Source organism: Aeromicrobium alkaliterrae, assembly GCF_039529015.1.
GTDB classification, from domain to species: domain Bacteria; phylum Actinomycetota; class Actinomycetes; order Propionibacteriales; family Nocardioidaceae; genus Aeromicrobium; species Aeromicrobium alkaliterrae.
This window is the reverse complement of sequence record NZ_BAAAME010000002.1, coordinates 361,182-374,861: the sequence shown is the minus strand read 5'-3', so window position 1 is coordinate 374,861 and position 13,680 is coordinate 361,182. Positions and strand designations below refer to the sequence as shown.

At 70.6% G+C, this 13,680-nt stretch carries 15 protein-coding genes and 1 pseudogene; 9 read left to right on the top strand and 7 right to left on the bottom strand.

All coding sequences use genetic code 11. From position 1 onward, the window contains the following. Positions 1-53: 53 nt before the first annotated feature. The 4 genes from ABD127_RS02860 to ABD127_RS02845 are packed head-to-tail and all read left to right on the top strand — an operon-like array spanning position 54 to position 2,770. A complete protein-coding gene (locus ABD127_RS02860; protein WP_344197518.1) occupies positions 54-1,064 on the top strand; it encodes a zinc-binding alcohol dehydrogenase family protein in 1,011 nt (336 codons plus the stop codon). A gap of 37 nt (positions 1,065-1,101) precedes the next feature. Further along, a complete protein-coding gene (locus tag ABD127_RS02855; protein ID WP_344197516.1) occupies positions 1,102-1,614 on the top strand; it encodes a hypothetical protein in 513 nt (170 codons plus the stop codon). Between the two features lie 2 nt (positions 1,615-1,616). Further along, positions 1,617-2,132, top strand: coding sequence for a hypothetical protein (locus ABD127_RS02850; protein WP_344197514.1), 516 nt, complete (start codon positions 1,617-1,619; stop codon positions 2,130-2,132). Positions 2,133-2,170: 38 nt separating this feature from the next. Beyond that, positions 2,171-2,770, top strand: a complete 600-nt coding sequence (locus ABD127_RS02845) for a hypothetical protein (RefSeq protein WP_344197512.1) — start codon at positions 2,171-2,173, stop codon at positions 2,768-2,770. 22 nt (positions 2,771-2,792) lie between these two features. On the opposite strand, the gene ABD127_RS02840 is transcribed toward ABD127_RS02845, so the two are convergent. Together ABD127_RS02840 and ABD127_RS02835 are read right to left on the bottom strand one after the other, a co-directional pair. Then, the gene (locus ABD127_RS02840) at positions 2,793-3,902 is read right to left on the bottom strand and encodes a branched-chain amino acid aminotransferase (protein WP_344197510.1); all 1,110 of its coding nucleotides are present in this window, start codon (positions 3,900-3,902) and stop codon (positions 2,793-2,795) included. Between the two features lie 43 nt (positions 3,903-3,945). After that, positions 3,946-5,025, bottom strand: a complete 1,080-nt coding sequence (locus ABD127_RS02835) for a 3-isopropylmalate dehydrogenase (protein ID WP_344197508.1) — start codon at positions 5,023-5,025, stop codon at positions 3,946-3,948. A 605-nt stretch (positions 5,026-5,630) separates the two neighbouring features. Between ABD127_RS02835 and ABD127_RS02830 the strand changes: the two genes are divergently transcribed. Further along, complete coding sequence (locus tag ABD127_RS02830) at positions 5,631-6,194, top strand: O-methyltransferase (RefSeq protein ID WP_344197507.1); 564 nt, start codon at positions 5,631-5,633, stop codon at positions 6,192-6,194. 90 nt (positions 6,195-6,284) lie between these two features. Here the strand turns inward: ABD127_RS02830 and ABD127_RS19125 are convergent. Both ABD127_RS19125 and ABD127_RS02825 read right to left on the bottom strand, forming a co-directional pair. Next, a pseudogene (locus ABD127_RS19125) lies at positions 6,285-6,725 on the bottom strand (YczE/YyaS/YitT family protein); the annotation flags it as partial. A 62-nt stretch (positions 6,726-6,787) separates the two neighbouring features. Beyond that, positions 6,788-6,928, bottom strand: a complete 141-nt coding sequence (locus ABD127_RS02825) for a hypothetical protein (RefSeq protein WP_344197505.1) — start codon at positions 6,926-6,928, stop codon at positions 6,788-6,790. Positions 6,929-6,988: 60 nt separating this feature from the next. Between ABD127_RS02825 and yczR the strand changes: the two genes are divergently transcribed. Beyond that, positions 6,989-8,431: a MocR-like transcription factor YczR gene (gene yczR / locus ABD127_RS02820; protein WP_344197503.1), complete on the top strand. Its 1,443-nt coding sequence runs from the start codon at positions 6,989-6,991 to the stop codon at positions 8,429-8,431. Between the two features lie 265 nt (positions 8,432-8,696). On the opposite strand, the gene ilvC is transcribed toward yczR, so the two are convergent. From ilvC to ABD127_RS02805, 3 genes are all read right to left on the bottom strand, one after another. Beyond that, positions 8,697-9,722, bottom strand: a complete 1,026-nt coding sequence (ilvC, locus tag ABD127_RS02815; RefSeq protein WP_344197501.1) for a ketol-acid reductoisomerase — start codon at positions 9,720-9,722, stop codon at positions 8,697-8,699. 26 nt (positions 9,723-9,748) lie between these two features. Next, positions 9,749-10,282 carry an acetolactate synthase small subunit gene (gene ilvN, locus ABD127_RS02810; protein WP_344197499.1) on the bottom strand — a complete coding sequence of 178 codons (534 nt, stop codon included), beginning with the start codon at positions 10,280-10,282 and terminating at the stop codon, positions 9,749-9,751. 79 nt (positions 10,283-10,361) lie between these two features. Beyond that, a complete protein-coding gene (locus ABD127_RS02805) occupies positions 10,362-12,158 on the bottom strand; it encodes an acetolactate synthase large subunit (RefSeq protein ID WP_344197497.1) in 1,797 nt (598 codons plus the stop codon). Between the two features lie 319 nt (positions 12,159-12,477). Between ABD127_RS02805 and ABD127_RS02800 the strand changes: the two genes are divergently transcribed. The 3 genes from ABD127_RS02800 (at position 12,478) to ABD127_RS02790 (ending at position 13,657) form a co-directional block, all read left to right on the top strand. Next, on the top strand, positions 12,478-12,786 hold the full coding sequence (locus ABD127_RS02800) for a hypothetical protein (protein WP_344197495.1): 309 nt from the start codon (positions 12,478-12,480) through the stop codon (positions 12,784-12,786). A 125-nt stretch (positions 12,787-12,911) separates the two neighbouring features. Continuing rightward, complete coding sequence (locus tag ABD127_RS02795) at positions 12,912-13,217, top strand: hypothetical protein (protein ID WP_344197494.1); 306 nt, start codon at positions 12,912-12,914, stop codon at positions 13,215-13,217. A 125-nt stretch (positions 13,218-13,342) separates the two neighbouring features. Beyond that, positions 13,343-13,657, top strand: coding sequence for a hypothetical protein (locus ABD127_RS02790; RefSeq protein ID WP_344197492.1), 315 nt, complete (start codon positions 13,343-13,345; stop codon positions 13,655-13,657). Positions 13,658-13,680: the final 23 nt, after the last annotated feature.

Sequence of the window (13,680 nt, the reverse complement as noted above, 5' to 3'; positions counted from 1 at the left end):
GGTCCGGAGCACGTCGCCCTGCGCGAGTTGCCGCCTCGGAGCAGGCTGGGTCCATGACCCGGATCGCCGCCGTCGGCTACTCCCGCTCCCTGCCCGTCTCGGACCCGGCATCGCTCGAGGACGTCGAGGTCGATGCCCCGACCCCCGGACCCCACGACCTCGTGGTCGAGGTGCTGGCGGTGTCGGTGAACCCGGTCGACGTCAAGGTCCGCACCGGCGGTGACCCGGACGGCGTGCGGGTGCTGGGGTTCGACGCGAGCGGCGTCGTGCGCGAGGTCGGCGACGCGGTCACGCTGTTCCAGCCGGGCGACGAGGTCTGGTACGCGGGCGACATCACGCGCCCCGGCACCAACGCCTCCCTGCACGCGGTGGACGAGCGGATCGTCGGACGCAAGCCGACGTCGCTGTCGTTCGCGGACGCGGCCGCCCTGCCGCTGACCGCGATCACCGCGTGGGAGTCGCTGTTCGACAAGCTCGGCCTGACGGCGGAGTCGGCCGGCACGCTTCTCGTCGTCGGCGCGACCGGTGGGGTCGGCTCGATCATGCTGCAGCTGGCCGAGCACCTGCTCCCCCACGTCACGGTCGTCGCCACGGCATCGCGCCCCGAGGGCGAGGAGTGGGTGCGCTCCCTCGGCGCCGACCACGTCGTCAACCACCGCGGCGACCTCGTGGCGGCCGTCGCGGAGGTCGCACCCGACGGTGTCGACTGGATCTTCACGGCCCACTCCGAGGGCATGGTCGAGCCGTTCGCCGAGATGCTCGCGCCCTTCGGCGCGGTCGTCGCCATCGACGACCCCTCCTCGCTCGACATCCGCGCGTTCAAGTCCAAGAGCCTCTCCTGGCACTGGGAGCTGATGTTCACGCGGCCGATCCAGGCCCGGCCGGACCAGGTGCGCCAGCACGAGATCCTCGACGAGGTCGCCGACCTCGTCGACGCCGGCACGCTGCGCACGACCGCGACGACCCGCCTCGCCCCGATCGACGCCGAGCGGCTGCGCGAGGCGCACCGCCTCGTGGAGGACGGGCACGTCATCGGCAAGGTCGTCATCGCCCGCGAGGTCTGAGCGGAACATTCAGGACCGCGCTAGCCTCCTACGTCTCATGACGACTCCTGCTGCGCCCTCCTCCCGCCGCCGCCTTCTCGCGGTGCTCGCCGTGATCGCCGCCACCCTGGCCGCCGCCGCGGTCGTAGCCGCCCTTCTGCTGACGGGCGACGACGACCAGGACACCGGTCGGGAGCCGGCGGACGACGTCGCCGCCGCGCCGTCCGAGGCGCCTGACGAGACCGTCCGCACCTATCTGGAGGGCGCTCAAACGCGCGACTGCGACGTGCTCGCCGCTCACGACGTCGGCGACTACGACTCCGTGGAGGACTGCGAGGACTTCTTCAGCGGTGCCGACGACGTCGAGGGCGACGACCTCGTGGAGCTGACGATCGCCGACGTCGAGGTCACCGAGCAGAGCGACCGAGCCGCGACGGTCCGCCTGCAGCTCACCCAGTCCTACGGGGAGGGTGCCGACGCCACGACCTACGAGAACACCGTCGACTACACCTTGCGCAACGACGACGGCCGCTGGAACATCACGGGCTTCGAGACGGTCCAGGAGGACTGACGGTGGAGCTCCACCGTGATGGCCGACGCCGCATCCTCCCCGTCCTCGCCCTCGTTGCCGCGGTGGCACTCGTCGTGTCCGGTGTGCTCGTGACCCGCAGCCTCACGGGACGGGCCGACGACGCGACCCCGCCCACCGCTGCGCCGTCCGCAGAGGACGCGATGCTCGCCTACGTCCGGGCCTCGAACCTGGGCGACTGCGAAGCGTTGGTGATGCATCCCATCGCCCGGTTCCCCGATGCCACCGCGTGCGCGGAGGCGATGCGACGCTCGCAGGAGCAGGCGGAGGCCCAGGGGTACGAGGTCGATCCCCTGGCCGTCGACGTCACGGTGGAGCACCTGGAGGTGCTGTCCGAGACCGGCCTCGTCGCGGTCGTGCGCCTCGAGCTGAGTCAGAAGGTCACCCAGCTGGACGGTGACGTCACCTACCCGCGCCACACGGGCGACTACTCGTTGGTCCTGCTCGGCGGGCGCTGGCTCGTCACCGACCAGGAACCGATCGCCGTCACGGACGGGTGACCGGGAACTTTCCGCCCCGGCCCTCGCTCTGAACGGGCATGACGATCCAGGTGCCGCCCCCCGCTCCCTCGACCCCGTCGGCGCGTGACGGCGGCAAGGTCGCGCTGGTCGCCGCCATCGTCGTGAGCGCGCTGCTGCTCGTGGGCGTCGCGGCCACGGCCCTGGTCCTGGCGCTCGGCGGCTCCGAGGCGAACGGGGACGGGAACGGGAACGGGAACGGCGGATCCGCACCGGCTGCCCAGTCGCCCGAGGAGGCCGTGCGCGAGTTCCTCGACGCCAGCAACGACCTGGACTGCACGGTGCTGGCGGAGCACCCGATCACCGACTTCCGCTCGGTCGAGACCTGCGAGGAGCAGGTCGAGGAGGCGCGCGAGCAGGCCGAGGACTCCGACCTCGACTTCGACAGCTTTGCGGTGGAGGTGGACGACCTCGAGGTCACCTCGGAGGACGACGACATCGCGACCGTCCTGGTGGAGATGACGCACACCTACGCCGTCGCGGGCGAGGACACCTCGTACTCGACGACGTCGGAGTTCGAGCTCGAGCGGGACGGCGACCGGTGGGTCGTCGTGCAGGACGTCCACGAGAACGCCGACCCGGCCCTGCCCGCCGACCCGGTCGGCCCCGACGGCGAGTGATCGCCGCCGGGGACCGTGCGGATCAGGCCAGGCGGGTCAGCCAGCCGTGCCGGTCCTCGGCGCGGCCGTACTGGATGTCGACGAGCGCCGCACGAAGATCTGCGGTGACCTTGCCGATCTCGCCCTTGGCGCAGTCGACCTCGCCGCCGTTCCAGGCCAGGCGACCCACGGGGGTCACGACCGCGGCCGTGCCGCACGCGAACACCTCGGTGATCTGACCGCTCGCGACGCCGTCGCGCCACTCGTCGATCGAGACCTTGCGCTCGACGACCTCGTGGCCCAGGTCGCGGGCCAGCGTCAGGATCGAGTCGCGGGTGATGCCCTCGAGGATCGAGCCGGACAGCTCCGGGGTCACGATCGACCCGTCGGACTGCACGAAGTACAGGTTCATGCCGCCGAGCTCCTCGACCCACCGGTTCTCGACCGAGTCCAGGAAGGCGACCTGCTCGCAGCCGTGCTGGAAGGCCTCCTGCTGCGGGAGCAGGCTCGCGGCGTAGTTGCCACCGCACTTGGCGGCACCCGTGCCACCGGCGCCGGCGCGCGTGAACGTCTCCGACAGCCAGATGTCGACGGGCTTCAGGCCGGCCTTGAAGTAGGCACCGGCCGGCGAGGCGATGACCGAGTAGGTCACGTGCTGCGACGGACGCACGCCGAGGAAGACCTCGGAGGCGAACATGAAGGGACGCAGGTAGAGGCTGCGCTCCTCACCCGTCGGCACCCAGGCCCGGTCGGCCGCGACGAGCGACGCGATCGACCCGAGGAACCAGTCGGTCGGCAGCTCGGGCAGCGCGAGGCGGTGGGCCGAGCGCTGGAGCCGGTCGGCGTTGGCCTCGGGCCGGAAGCCCCAGACCGAGCCGTCGGCGTGCGTGTACGCCTTGAGCCCCTCGAAGATCTCCTGCGCGTAGTGCAGGACCGCCGTGGCGGGGTCGAGGAGCAGCGGGCCGTAGGGCACGACGCGCGCGTCCTGCCAGCCCGTCTCCGGCGTCCACTCGGCGAGGAACATGTGGTCGGTGAAGTGGTTGCCGAACCCGGGGTCGGCGAGGATCGCCGTCCGCTCGTCCTCCGTGCGCGCAGCGGGGTTCTGGGTGAACGTGCTGGCGTACGGGGCGGGAGCGGACGGTGTGGTGGTCATGAAGGTCACGGTAATGCTTTCGGAGAAGGTGGGACAGGGACGGTCAGCCCACCGATACGCCTCCGGCCACGAGCGTTCCGATGGCCTCCCCCACCTCCTGCGTGGATCGGGGAGCGGATGCGGCTCCGGCGCGGGCGGCGATGTCGGCCTCGACCGCGGTGCTGATCTGGGCGGCAGCCTCGGGGTGTCCGAGGTGGTCCAGGAGCAGCGCGCTCGAGAGGATCGCGGCGGTCGGGTCGGCCTTGCTCTGCCCGGCGATGTCGGGCGCCGAGCCGTGCACGGGCTCGAACATGCTCGGGGCGGTGCGGTCGGGGTTGACGTTGCCGCTCGCGGCCAGGCCGATGCCACCGGTGATGGCCGCGGCCAGGTCGGTCAGGATGTCGCCGAACAGGTTGTCGGTGACGATGACGTCGAAGCGCGCCGGATCGGTCGCCAGGAAGATCGTGGCGGCGTCGACGTGCAGGTAGTCGACCGCGACCTCGGGGAACTCGGCGGCGACGGCGTCGACCGTGCGGCTCCACAGGTGCCCGGCGTGCACCAGCACGTTGTTCTTGTGCACCAGCGTGAGCTTGCGCCGCGGGCGCGCCTGGGCGCGGGCGAACGCGTCGCGGACGACCCGCTCGACACCGAAGGCCGTGTTGAGGCTGACCTCGGTGGCGACCTCCTGCGGCGTGCCGACCCGGATCGCGCCGCCGTTGCCGACGTACGGACCCTCGGTGCCCTCGCGGACGACGACGAAGTCGATGTCGCCCTTGTCGACGACGCTCTGCGCCAGCGGCGTCGGGACGCCCGGGTACAGCTTCGACGGACGCAGGTTGACGTAGTGGTCGAGCTCGAAGCGGAGCTTCAGCAGCAGGCCCCGCTCGAGCACGCCGGACGGCACCGACGGGTCACCGACGGCGCCCAGCAGGATCGCGTCCTGGCCCCTGATCTCGTCGAGCACGCTCTGCGGCAGGGTCTCCCCCGTCGCGTGCCAGCGCCGCGCGCCGAGGTCGTACTCGGTGCGGGCGAAGGCGAGGTCGTGCTGCGCCGCGACCTGGTCGAGGACTCGGAGCGCCTGCTCGGTGACCTCCGGGCCGATGCCGTCTCCGGCGACGACCGCGAGGTTGTACGTCTGCGTCATGCCGCCACCGCCTTGAGGAAGGGCACGGTAGGCAGTGCCGGCATGACCGGATCCTGAACTGTCGTTCGCTGGCGCTCACTCATGTAGCCATCCTACGACTGCCAGTCTCAGATGCTGAAACCGGTGTCTCGTCCCGTGGACGTCAGTTGTCGTCGGGACGGTCGGTGGCGATGAGCGCGTCGAGCGTCTCGTTGGCGTCGTCGCGCAGGTGGGCAGGTCCCCACTCGATGGTGTGATCGGACATGGTGATGACTCCTTCTCGGTTCGTGTGGTCAGCGGTCGTGACAGACAGCTGGTCCGATGAACCGCGTGGTCGGGGTGACCGACACGAGAAGGAGCTAGATCTCAGGTGGTGAAGAAGCGATCCTGCAGCGGTTCAGCGGGCCAACGCCAGAACTCCGCGGCAGGTCGTCGGCCTTTAGGAGACCCTGCCGCGGCAAGCGATGGATACGAGCTGCTTCCGCATGCCCACGACGATACCCCACCGCGCGGCCGATTGCCTACCCGTCGGTAACGAAGATGTGGCGTGTCGCGCCCCACGCGACGTGCGTCTCACCCACCAGTCGGCGCGGCTTCCCGGGGCTCGCACGTGCCAGACTGAGGACGTGTCCTCGCCCTTCGACGTCCCCGAGCTCGTCGGCCGCGCCCTGGACCTCTCCCGGCAGCGCGGCTTCATCACCTCGACGCGCAACGAGACCGGCAGGCTGCTCTCGGCCCTGGCCGCCAGCCGCACCGGCACGCTCGCCGAGCTCGGCACCGGCACCGGCGTCGGCTCGGCCTGGCTCGCCAGCGGCGCCGCGAAGGACGCCCGCATCGTGAGCGCGGAGCTCGACCCGTCGCTCGCCGAGGACGTGCAGAAGATCTTCGCCGACGTCGACAGCATCGACATCACCTCGGGCGACTGGCGCACGCTCGAGCAGCACGCACCGTTCTCGCTGATCTTCGTCGACGTGCGGGAGGTCATGGCGGAGATCGACCACCTCGCCGACCTGCTCGAGCCCGGCGGCATCGCCGTGCTCGACGACTTCACCGTCTCAGCGCACTGGCCGCCCATCGTCGACGGTCAGGTCGACTCCGTCCGCGAGCAGTGGCTCACCGACGAGCGGTTCGTCGCGGTCGAGATGCTGATCGACGCCGACGCCAGCCTCGTCATCGCCACGCGACGCTGACCCCGGCGCCGGCGGCGGGCCGTCGAGCATCGTGAGGAAGGCCTGCACGAGCGGGCCGATCGCGAGCGCGTAGATCACGGTGCCCACGCCGACGGTGCCGCCCAGGGCGAACCCGACGGCCAGCACCGTGAGCTCGAGGCTCGTGCGCACGACGCGGATGCTGAGGCCCGTGCGCCGCACGATGCCGCTCCACAGGCCGTCGCGCGGACCCGTGCCGAAGCTCGAGCCGATGTACAGGGCGCCGGCGAGGGCGTTGCCCACCACGCCGCCCACCAGGAACGAGATCTGGACGCCCAGGTGGTCCGGGGTCGGGAGCCACGCGAGCGTGACGTCGGCGGCGATGCCGATCAGCAGGACGTTGAGGACCGTGCCGATGCCGGGACGCTGGCGCAGCGGGATCCACGCGAGCATCACGACGACGCCGGTCGCGATCACGACCTGACCGAACGTGAGCGGGACGATCGTCGTGACGCCCTCGTGGAACACGTCCCACGGGTCGAGGCCGAGACCGGCCTCGACCAGCAGCGCCATCGTCGCGCCGTAGAGCCACAGGCCCACCAGCAGGCGCACGAAGCGCCCCGGCAGGCTGCGGGTCACGCGCGCCACGGGGCGACGTACTCGTGGTCGTGGCTGCGGGGGCCGGGGCGGTCGCCGTAGCCGTCGGTCATGACGAGCGCCAGAGTCCGCCAGGACGCGAACACGGCGACGAGGAGCAGGATTCCGAGGATCATCATGGGTCCAGCATGAAAGAGATTGGCCTTGCGTTCCATAGCCAATCGGGGGAAGGTGGACTCATGGCACCCGTCCTCTCCGCCCGGCGTCTCGCGACCGTCATCGGCCAGCTCGACGACGACGGGCCCGCGTACGTCGAGATCACCGACCGCATCCGCATCGCCGCGATGGACGGTCGTCTCGCCGACGGCGCACGGCTGCCCAGCGAGCGCGAGCTGGCCACGGCCCTCGGCGTCAGCCGCACGACGACCTCGCGGGTCTACGCCGAGCTGCGTGACGCCGGACTGATCGAGTCCCGCCGCGGCTCCGGCAGCACGATCGCGCTGCCGCTGCAGGCGTCGTCGGCGAGCACCCTCATCGGGATGCACGGCGACGGCGACACCCTCGCCTTCACCTACTCGGCCCCGGTCGGCCCACCGGGCATGACGCGAGCCTTCGAGCGCGCGATCGAGAAGCTGCCGGGGCTCCTCGCGACGAGCGGCTACCTGCCGGACGGCCTCCCGGTGCTGCGCGAGCTGCTGGCCGCGCACTACACCGAGCGGGGGCTCCCCACCGACCCGCAGCAGATCATCGTCACGAGCGGTGCGATGGGAGCCATCTCGCTGCTGTCGCGCACGCTGCTGTCGCCGGGCGACCGCGTGCTGGTCGAGGGCAGCAGCTACCCGCACGCCCACGACGCGCTCGTCGCGGCCGGCGGGCGCCTCACTCCCCTGCCGGTCGGCGGCTCCCCGTGGGACGTCGAGGCCCTCACCACGGCGCTGGCAGCGGGGCGCCACAAGCTCGCGTACGTCATCCCGGACTTCCACAACCCGACGGGCGCGGTGATGACCGACGAGGAGCGCGGCGCGTGGGCCCACGGCCTGCACCGTCACGGGGTGACGGCGATCGTCGACGAGTCGATGCGCGAGGTCAACCTCGACGGGATCGAGCTGCCGCCCAGCCTGGCGGCGTACGACGCCTCGGCGGTCGTCATCGGGTCCTCGTCCAAGCCCTTCTGGGGAGGCTTGCGCGTCGGCTGGCTCCGCGCACCGCGTCACCTCGTGATGGGGCTGGTGCAGGCCCGCATGATCGACGACCTCAGCTCCTCGGCCTTCGACCAGATGGTCTTCGCCGAGCTCATGACCGACGGCGGGCAGACGGCGGCCGCCGGGCGCGCCGCGCTGCGCACCGGACGCGACCACCTGCTCGGCGAGCTCGCAGCCCATGTGCCGGAGATCGAGGCGCCGTGCCCACCCGGAGGTCTCAACCTGTGGGTCACGCTGCCCGGACGGATCTCGACGCGGCTGTGCGCGGCCGCCGAGCGTCGCGAGCTGCTGCTCACCCCGGGCCCGCGGTTCTTCAGCCAGGGCGGCACCGCCGGGGAGCGCCACGTGCGCCTGCCGTACGTGCACTCCCCCGACCGGCTCACCGAGGCGGTCTCACGCCTGCGGCTCGCGCTCGACGACGTGCTGGGCGGGCGCGCTGCGGACGTCACGCGCGAGTCCCCGCTGGACCTGATCGCGTAGGGGGTCCTCGACGCTCATCCGGCCGTCGCGGGTGGATCCGACACGCAGGCACGGACCACACGGCGGGGCCGGGACCCGCGATGATGCGTCGAGGCAGCCCCAGGTACCGACATGCATCGGACCTGGCACGCCGCTGACTGGGGATGATGCCTGCGGGTCGCCCGAGCAACCCGATTGCATCATCGCCGGTCCACCTGGCACGGAACGCCGCTGGGGGCGAGATCCCTCTCGGAATCTCGCCCCCAGCGGAGCAGTCAGCTGATGATCAGCGGGCGGCAGAACCCTCGACGTAGTCGGTGTCGGTCTGCTTCCACGCGAAGTGCGAGCGGAGGTTCTTGCCGGTCGTCTCGATCGAGTGACCGGCCTCCTTCTCACGGAGCTCGAGGAACTCCTTCGCGCCGTTGTCCTGGTCGGCGATGAAGCGCTCGGCGAAGGCACCGGACTGGATGTCCGAGAGGACCTCCTTCATGCGCTCCTTGACCGAGGCGTCGATGATGCGCGGGCCGGAGACGTAGTCGCCGTACTCGGCGGTGTCGGAGATGCTCCAGCGCTGCTTGGCGATGCCGCCCTCCCACATGAGGTCGACGATGAGCTTGAGCTCGTGGAGCACCTCGAAGTACGCGATCTCCGGCTGGTAGCCGGCCTCGGTCAGCGTCTCGAAGCCCGCCTGGACGAGGTGCGAGACACCGCCGCACAGGACGGCCTGCTCGCCGAAGAGGTCCGTCTCGGTCTCCTCGGTGAAGGTCGTCTTGATGACGCCGGCGCGCGTGCCGCCGATCGCCTTCGCGTACGAGAGCGCGAGGTCCCAGGCCTTGCCCGTGGCGTCCTGCTCGACACCGATGATGTCGGGGATGCCGCGGCCCGCGACGAACTCGCGGCGCACGGTGTGGCCCGGGGCCTTCGGGGCGACGAGCACGACGTCGACGCCCTCGGGCGCCTCGATGTAGCCGAAGCGGATGTTGAAGCCGTGGCCGAAGACCAGGGCGTCACCCGCGACGAGGTTCGGGGCGATGTCCTCGGCGTAGACCGTGCGCTGGACCTGGTCCGGCGTGAGGATCACGATGACGTCGGCCTCCTCGACGGCCTCCGCGACACCCAGGACCCGCAGGCCCTCGGCCTCGGCCTTGGCGCGGCTCTTCGAGCCCTCCTTCAGGCCGATGCGGACGTCGACGCCCGAGTCGCGCAGGTTGAGCGCGTGGGCGTGACCCTGGCTGCCGTAGCCGATGACCGCGACGTTGCGGCCCTGGATGATCGACAGGTCGGCGTTGTCGTCGTAGAACAACTCGGGCACGAGAATCTCTCCTTGGGTGGGGTGGTTCAGCCGGCCTGGGTGCCGGGGACGGCACGCAGGCTGCGGTCGGTGATGGAACGGGCGCCACGACCGATCGCGACGCGACCGGACTGGGCGATCTCGCGGATGCCGAACGGCTCGAGGACCCGCAGCATGGCGTTGAGCTTGCCGGAGTCGCCGGTGGCCTCGATCGTGACGGCGTCAGGCGCGACGTCGACGACCTTCGCCCGGAACAGCTGCACGGTCTCGAGCACCTGGCCGCGGGTGGCGGGGTCGGTCTTGACCTTGATCAGCATGAGCTCGCGCTCGACGGCCGAGCCGGCGTCGAGCTCGACGATCTTGAGCACGTTGACGAGCTTGTTGAGCTGCTTGGTGACCTGCTCGAGCGGCAGCTCGTCGACGTTCACCACGATCGTCATGCGGCTGATCTCGGGGATCTCGGTGGGTCCGACCGCGAGCGACTCGATGTTGAAGCCGCGGCGCATGAACAGGCTCGACACACGGGCGAGGACACCGGGGGTGTTCTCGACCAGGACCGACAGGGTGTGCTGCGTCGTCATGACGACACCTCCGTGTGAAGTGCAGAGTACGAAGACGTCGTCATGACATCTGGATGGTTCACTCGCTGACGCTCGTTCATCAGAGATCATCGCCTTCCCACTCGGGCGCGAGGTCTCGCGCGATCTTGATGTCGTCGTTGCTGGTGCCGGCCGCGACCATGGGCCAGACCATGGCGTCGCGCTCGACCACGAAGTCGATCACGACGGGACGGTCGGTGATGGCCATGGCCTTCTCGATCGTCGCGTCGAGGTCGTCGACCGAGTCGCACCGCAGGCCCACGCAGCCGTAGGCGTCGGCGAGCTTGACGAAGTCGGGGATGCGACGCGCGCCGATGCTCTCCGGGCCCGTGTTCAGGTCGGTGTTGGAGTAGCGCCCCTCGTAGAACAGGGTCTGCCACTGGCGCACCATGCCGAGCGAGGAGTTGTTGATGACCGCGACCTTGATCGGGATGCCCTCGAGCGCGCAGGTAGCGAGCTCCTGGTTCGTCATCTGGAAGCAGCCGTCACCGTCGATGGCCCACACGACCCGGTCGGGGTTGCCGACCTGCGCGCCCATCGCGGCCGGGACGGCGTAGCCCATCGTCCCGGCGCCACCGGAGTTGAGCCACTGACGCGGACGCTCGAAGTCGATGAAGTGCGTGGCCCACATCTGGTGCTGGCCGACGCCCGCGACGTAGGCCGCCTCGGGACCGGCGATCGCGCTGATCCGCTCGATCACGGTCTGCGGGGCGAGCCCCTCGGCGGGCGCCTCGTACGCGACGGGGTACTTGGCCTTGACCGACAGCATCTGCTGGCGCCAGGCCGCGTAGTCGCCCTTCTCGCCGTCCTCGGCGAGGGCGTCGAGGACGGTCTGCAGGTCGCTGATGACCTCGCGGCAGTCGCCCACGATCGGGACGTCGGCGTGCCGGTTCTTGGAGATCTCGGCCGGGTCGATGTCGGCGTGGATGACCTTCGCCAGCGGCGCGAAGGAGTCCAGGTTGCCGGTGACGCGGTCGTCGAAACGCGCACCCAGGCTGATCAGCAGGTCCGAGCGCTGCAGGCCGGCCACGGCCGCCACGGTGCCGTGCATGCCCGGCATGCCGAGGTGCAGCTCGTGGGAGTCGGGGAACGCGCCGCGCGCCATCAGCGTCGTGATGACCGGGATGTCGTAGGTCTCGGCGAGCTTCAGCAGCTCGGCCGAGGCGTCGGCCTTGATCACGCCGCCGCCCACGTACAGGACGGGACGCTCGGCCTCGATCATGAGTCGCGCGGCCTCGCGGACCTGCTTGCCGTGCGGGTGCGTCGTGGGGCGGTAGCCCGGCAGCGCGAGCTCGTTGGGCCACTCGAACGTCGTGGTGGCCTGCAGCGCGTCCTTGGCGATGTCGACCAGGACGGGGCCCGGGCGGCCGGTGCCGGCGATGTGGAACGCCTCGGCGATGACGCGCGGGATCTGCGCGGGGTCGGTCACGAGGTAGCTGTGCTTGGTGATCGGCATCGTGATGCCGCGGATGTCGGCCTCCTGGAAGCCGTCGGTGCCGATCAGGGCCGAGGAGACCTGCCCCGTGATCGCGACGATCGGGACCGAGTCCATGTAGGCGTCGGCGATCGCCGTCACGAGGTTCGTGGCGCCGGGTCCGGAGGTGGCCATGCAGACGCCGACACGGCCCGTGACCATCGCGTAGCCCTGCGCCGCGTGGCCCGCGCCCTGCTCGTGGCGCACCAGGATGTGGCGGATGCTCGAGTCGAAGAGCGGGTCGTACGCCGGCAGGATGGCACCTCCGGGGATGCCGAAGATGACCTCGACCTCGGCGTGCTCCAGTGCGCGGACGAGGCTCTGTGCACCCGTCAGCGTCGCGGCGCCCGTCTCGATCGACGAGGATGTCGTCTGGCCCGTCATGCTGTGTCCTTCGGTCGTGCTGGCTGTGTGGTGTCGGCTCGTGGTGTCACCTCTACCTGGTGACATAAAAAAGTCCCCCGGCCCGAAGGCATACGAGGGAGACGTGCGCCCGGAGGGCGTTCACGTCATACGGATACGAGAAGGAGCGCGTGCACGCGACCAGTGTGTCCCTCTGCCCGTACGTGGTCAAGTTGCGAGACAGCAGGTACCACCATGTGGACGACCGGCCCGTCCGAACCATCCCGCGACGCCCCCGTGCGGTCCTACGATGAGGCGGTCCGCCACCCGGCCGACTCCCGAGAACGTCCCAGGAGCCCGCATGACCTCGCCCCTGTTCCGCGCCGGCGGCACCGCCGCCGTCGTCCTCGTGCTGCTGTCGGCGTGCTCCGGCGGCCGCCCGTCCATGGATGACCTCGAGAGCGGGCTCACCTCCAACGCCTCCCTGTTCCCCGTGGCCGAGCAGCAGGCCGAGTGCGCAGCCGAGATCCTGCTCGACTCCGACCTGTCGGACGACGTCCTCGCGGCCGTCGCCGAGGCCGACGCCGAGGCGAAGGCCGACCTGACCGATGCGGACCGCTCGGCGCTCGCGCGGCTGCAGGTCGAGGTGCTCACGACCTGCACGGGCTGACCCCGCGCCGGTCCACTGGGCGGACCCCTGCCTGATGGGGAGGGCTCCCTATCGCGCCCGCGCCGGAGGTCCGCTTGAATAGCACCGCGCGGCAGATGGCCGTGCCCTGATACCTGGGGGTTCCCATGAAGAAGTTCATGGCGGTTGCGGCCGTCTCGCTCATCGCTTTCACGTCCGCCTGTGGCGGGGGCCGTCCCTCGGCGGACGACCTCAGCTCCGCGATCCAGGAGCAGGGCGAGTCGCTCGGCATCACGGCTGACGTCGCCGACTGCATCGCCGAGAAGATCGAGGCCTCGGACATCTCCGACGACACCCTGAACAAGATCGTCGACGGTGACGTCGACGTGACCGGCGCGGCCGCCGTCCCCGAGGACGACGCCGACGCGCTGAACGACATCAACGACGACCTCGCCGCCTGCATCACGGGCTGATCCGGCGGGTCCTCCCGGTCGACGTCCGGGAGGACCCCGCGCACCGGTCACAGGTGCCGAACAGGTTGAATGACGCTCGACGTGCGCGGCAGGGGGCCGCGCCGAACCACTACTGGGAGTTCTCCATGAAGAAGCTCATGACGGTCGCTGCCGTCTCGCTCATCGGCCTGACCGCTGCCTGCGGCGGCGCCGACCGACCCACGAAGGCCGACCTCGCCGAGCAGTTCGAGTCGCAGTCCTCGGACTCGATCCCGATCGACGCCGACGCCGCCGACTGCATGGCCGAGGAGGTCCACGGCTCGGACATGTCCAACGGCACGCTGCAGGACATCGTCGACGGCGAGATCGACCTGACCGGTTTCACGGTCCGCCTGCCCGAGGACGACCTCGAGGCCTGGGAGGCCATCACCGACGACGTCGTCGCCTGCGTCGCCCCCTGATCCCACCCGATCACGCGAACGGC

Bases quoted from the DNA above. Each gene is read 5' to 3' on its own strand.
- ABD127_RS02860 (WP_344197518.1), top strand. From the start codon at position 54: ATGACCCGGATCGCCGCCGTCGGCTACTCCCGCTCCCTGCCCGTCTCG.
- ABD127_RS02855 (WP_344197516.1), top strand. From the start codon at position 1,102: ATGACGACTCCTGCTGCGCCCTCCTCCCGCCGCCGCCTTCTCGCGGTG.
- ABD127_RS02845 (WP_344197512.1), top strand. From the start codon at position 2,171: ATGACGATCCAGGTGCCGCCCCCCGCTCCCTCGACCCCGTCGGCGCGT.
- ABD127_RS02840 (WP_344197510.1), bottom strand. From the start codon at position 3,902: ATGACCACCACACCGTCCGCTCCCGCCCCGTACGCCAGCACGTTCACC.
- ABD127_RS02835 (WP_344197508.1), bottom strand. From the start codon at position 5,025: ATGACGCAGACGTACAACCTCGCGGTCGTCGCCGGAGACGGCATCGGC.
- ABD127_RS02825 (WP_344197505.1), bottom strand. From the start codon at position 6,928: ATGATGATCCTCGGAATCCTGCTCCTCGTCGCCGTGTTCGCGTCCTGG.
- yczR (WP_344197503.1), top strand. From the start codon at position 6,989: ATGGCACCCGTCCTCTCCGCCCGGCGTCTCGCGACCGTCATCGGCCAG.
- ilvN (WP_344197499.1), bottom strand. From the start codon at position 10,282: ATGACGACGCAGCACACCCTGTCGGTCCTGGTCGAGAACACCCCCGGT.
- ABD127_RS02805 (WP_344197497.1), bottom strand. From the start codon at position 12,158: ATGACGGGCCAGACGACATCCTCGTCGATCGAGACGGGCGCCGCGACG.
- ABD127_RS02800 (WP_344197495.1), top strand. From the start codon at position 12,478: ATGACCTCGCCCCTGTTCCGCGCCGGCGGCACCGCCGCCGTCGTCCTC.
- ABD127_RS02795 (WP_344197494.1), top strand. From the start codon at position 12,912: ATGAAGAAGTTCATGGCGGTTGCGGCCGTCTCGCTCATCGCTTTCACG.
- ABD127_RS02790 (WP_344197492.1), top strand. From the start codon at position 13,343: ATGAAGAAGCTCATGACGGTCGCTGCCGTCTCGCTCATCGGCCTGACC.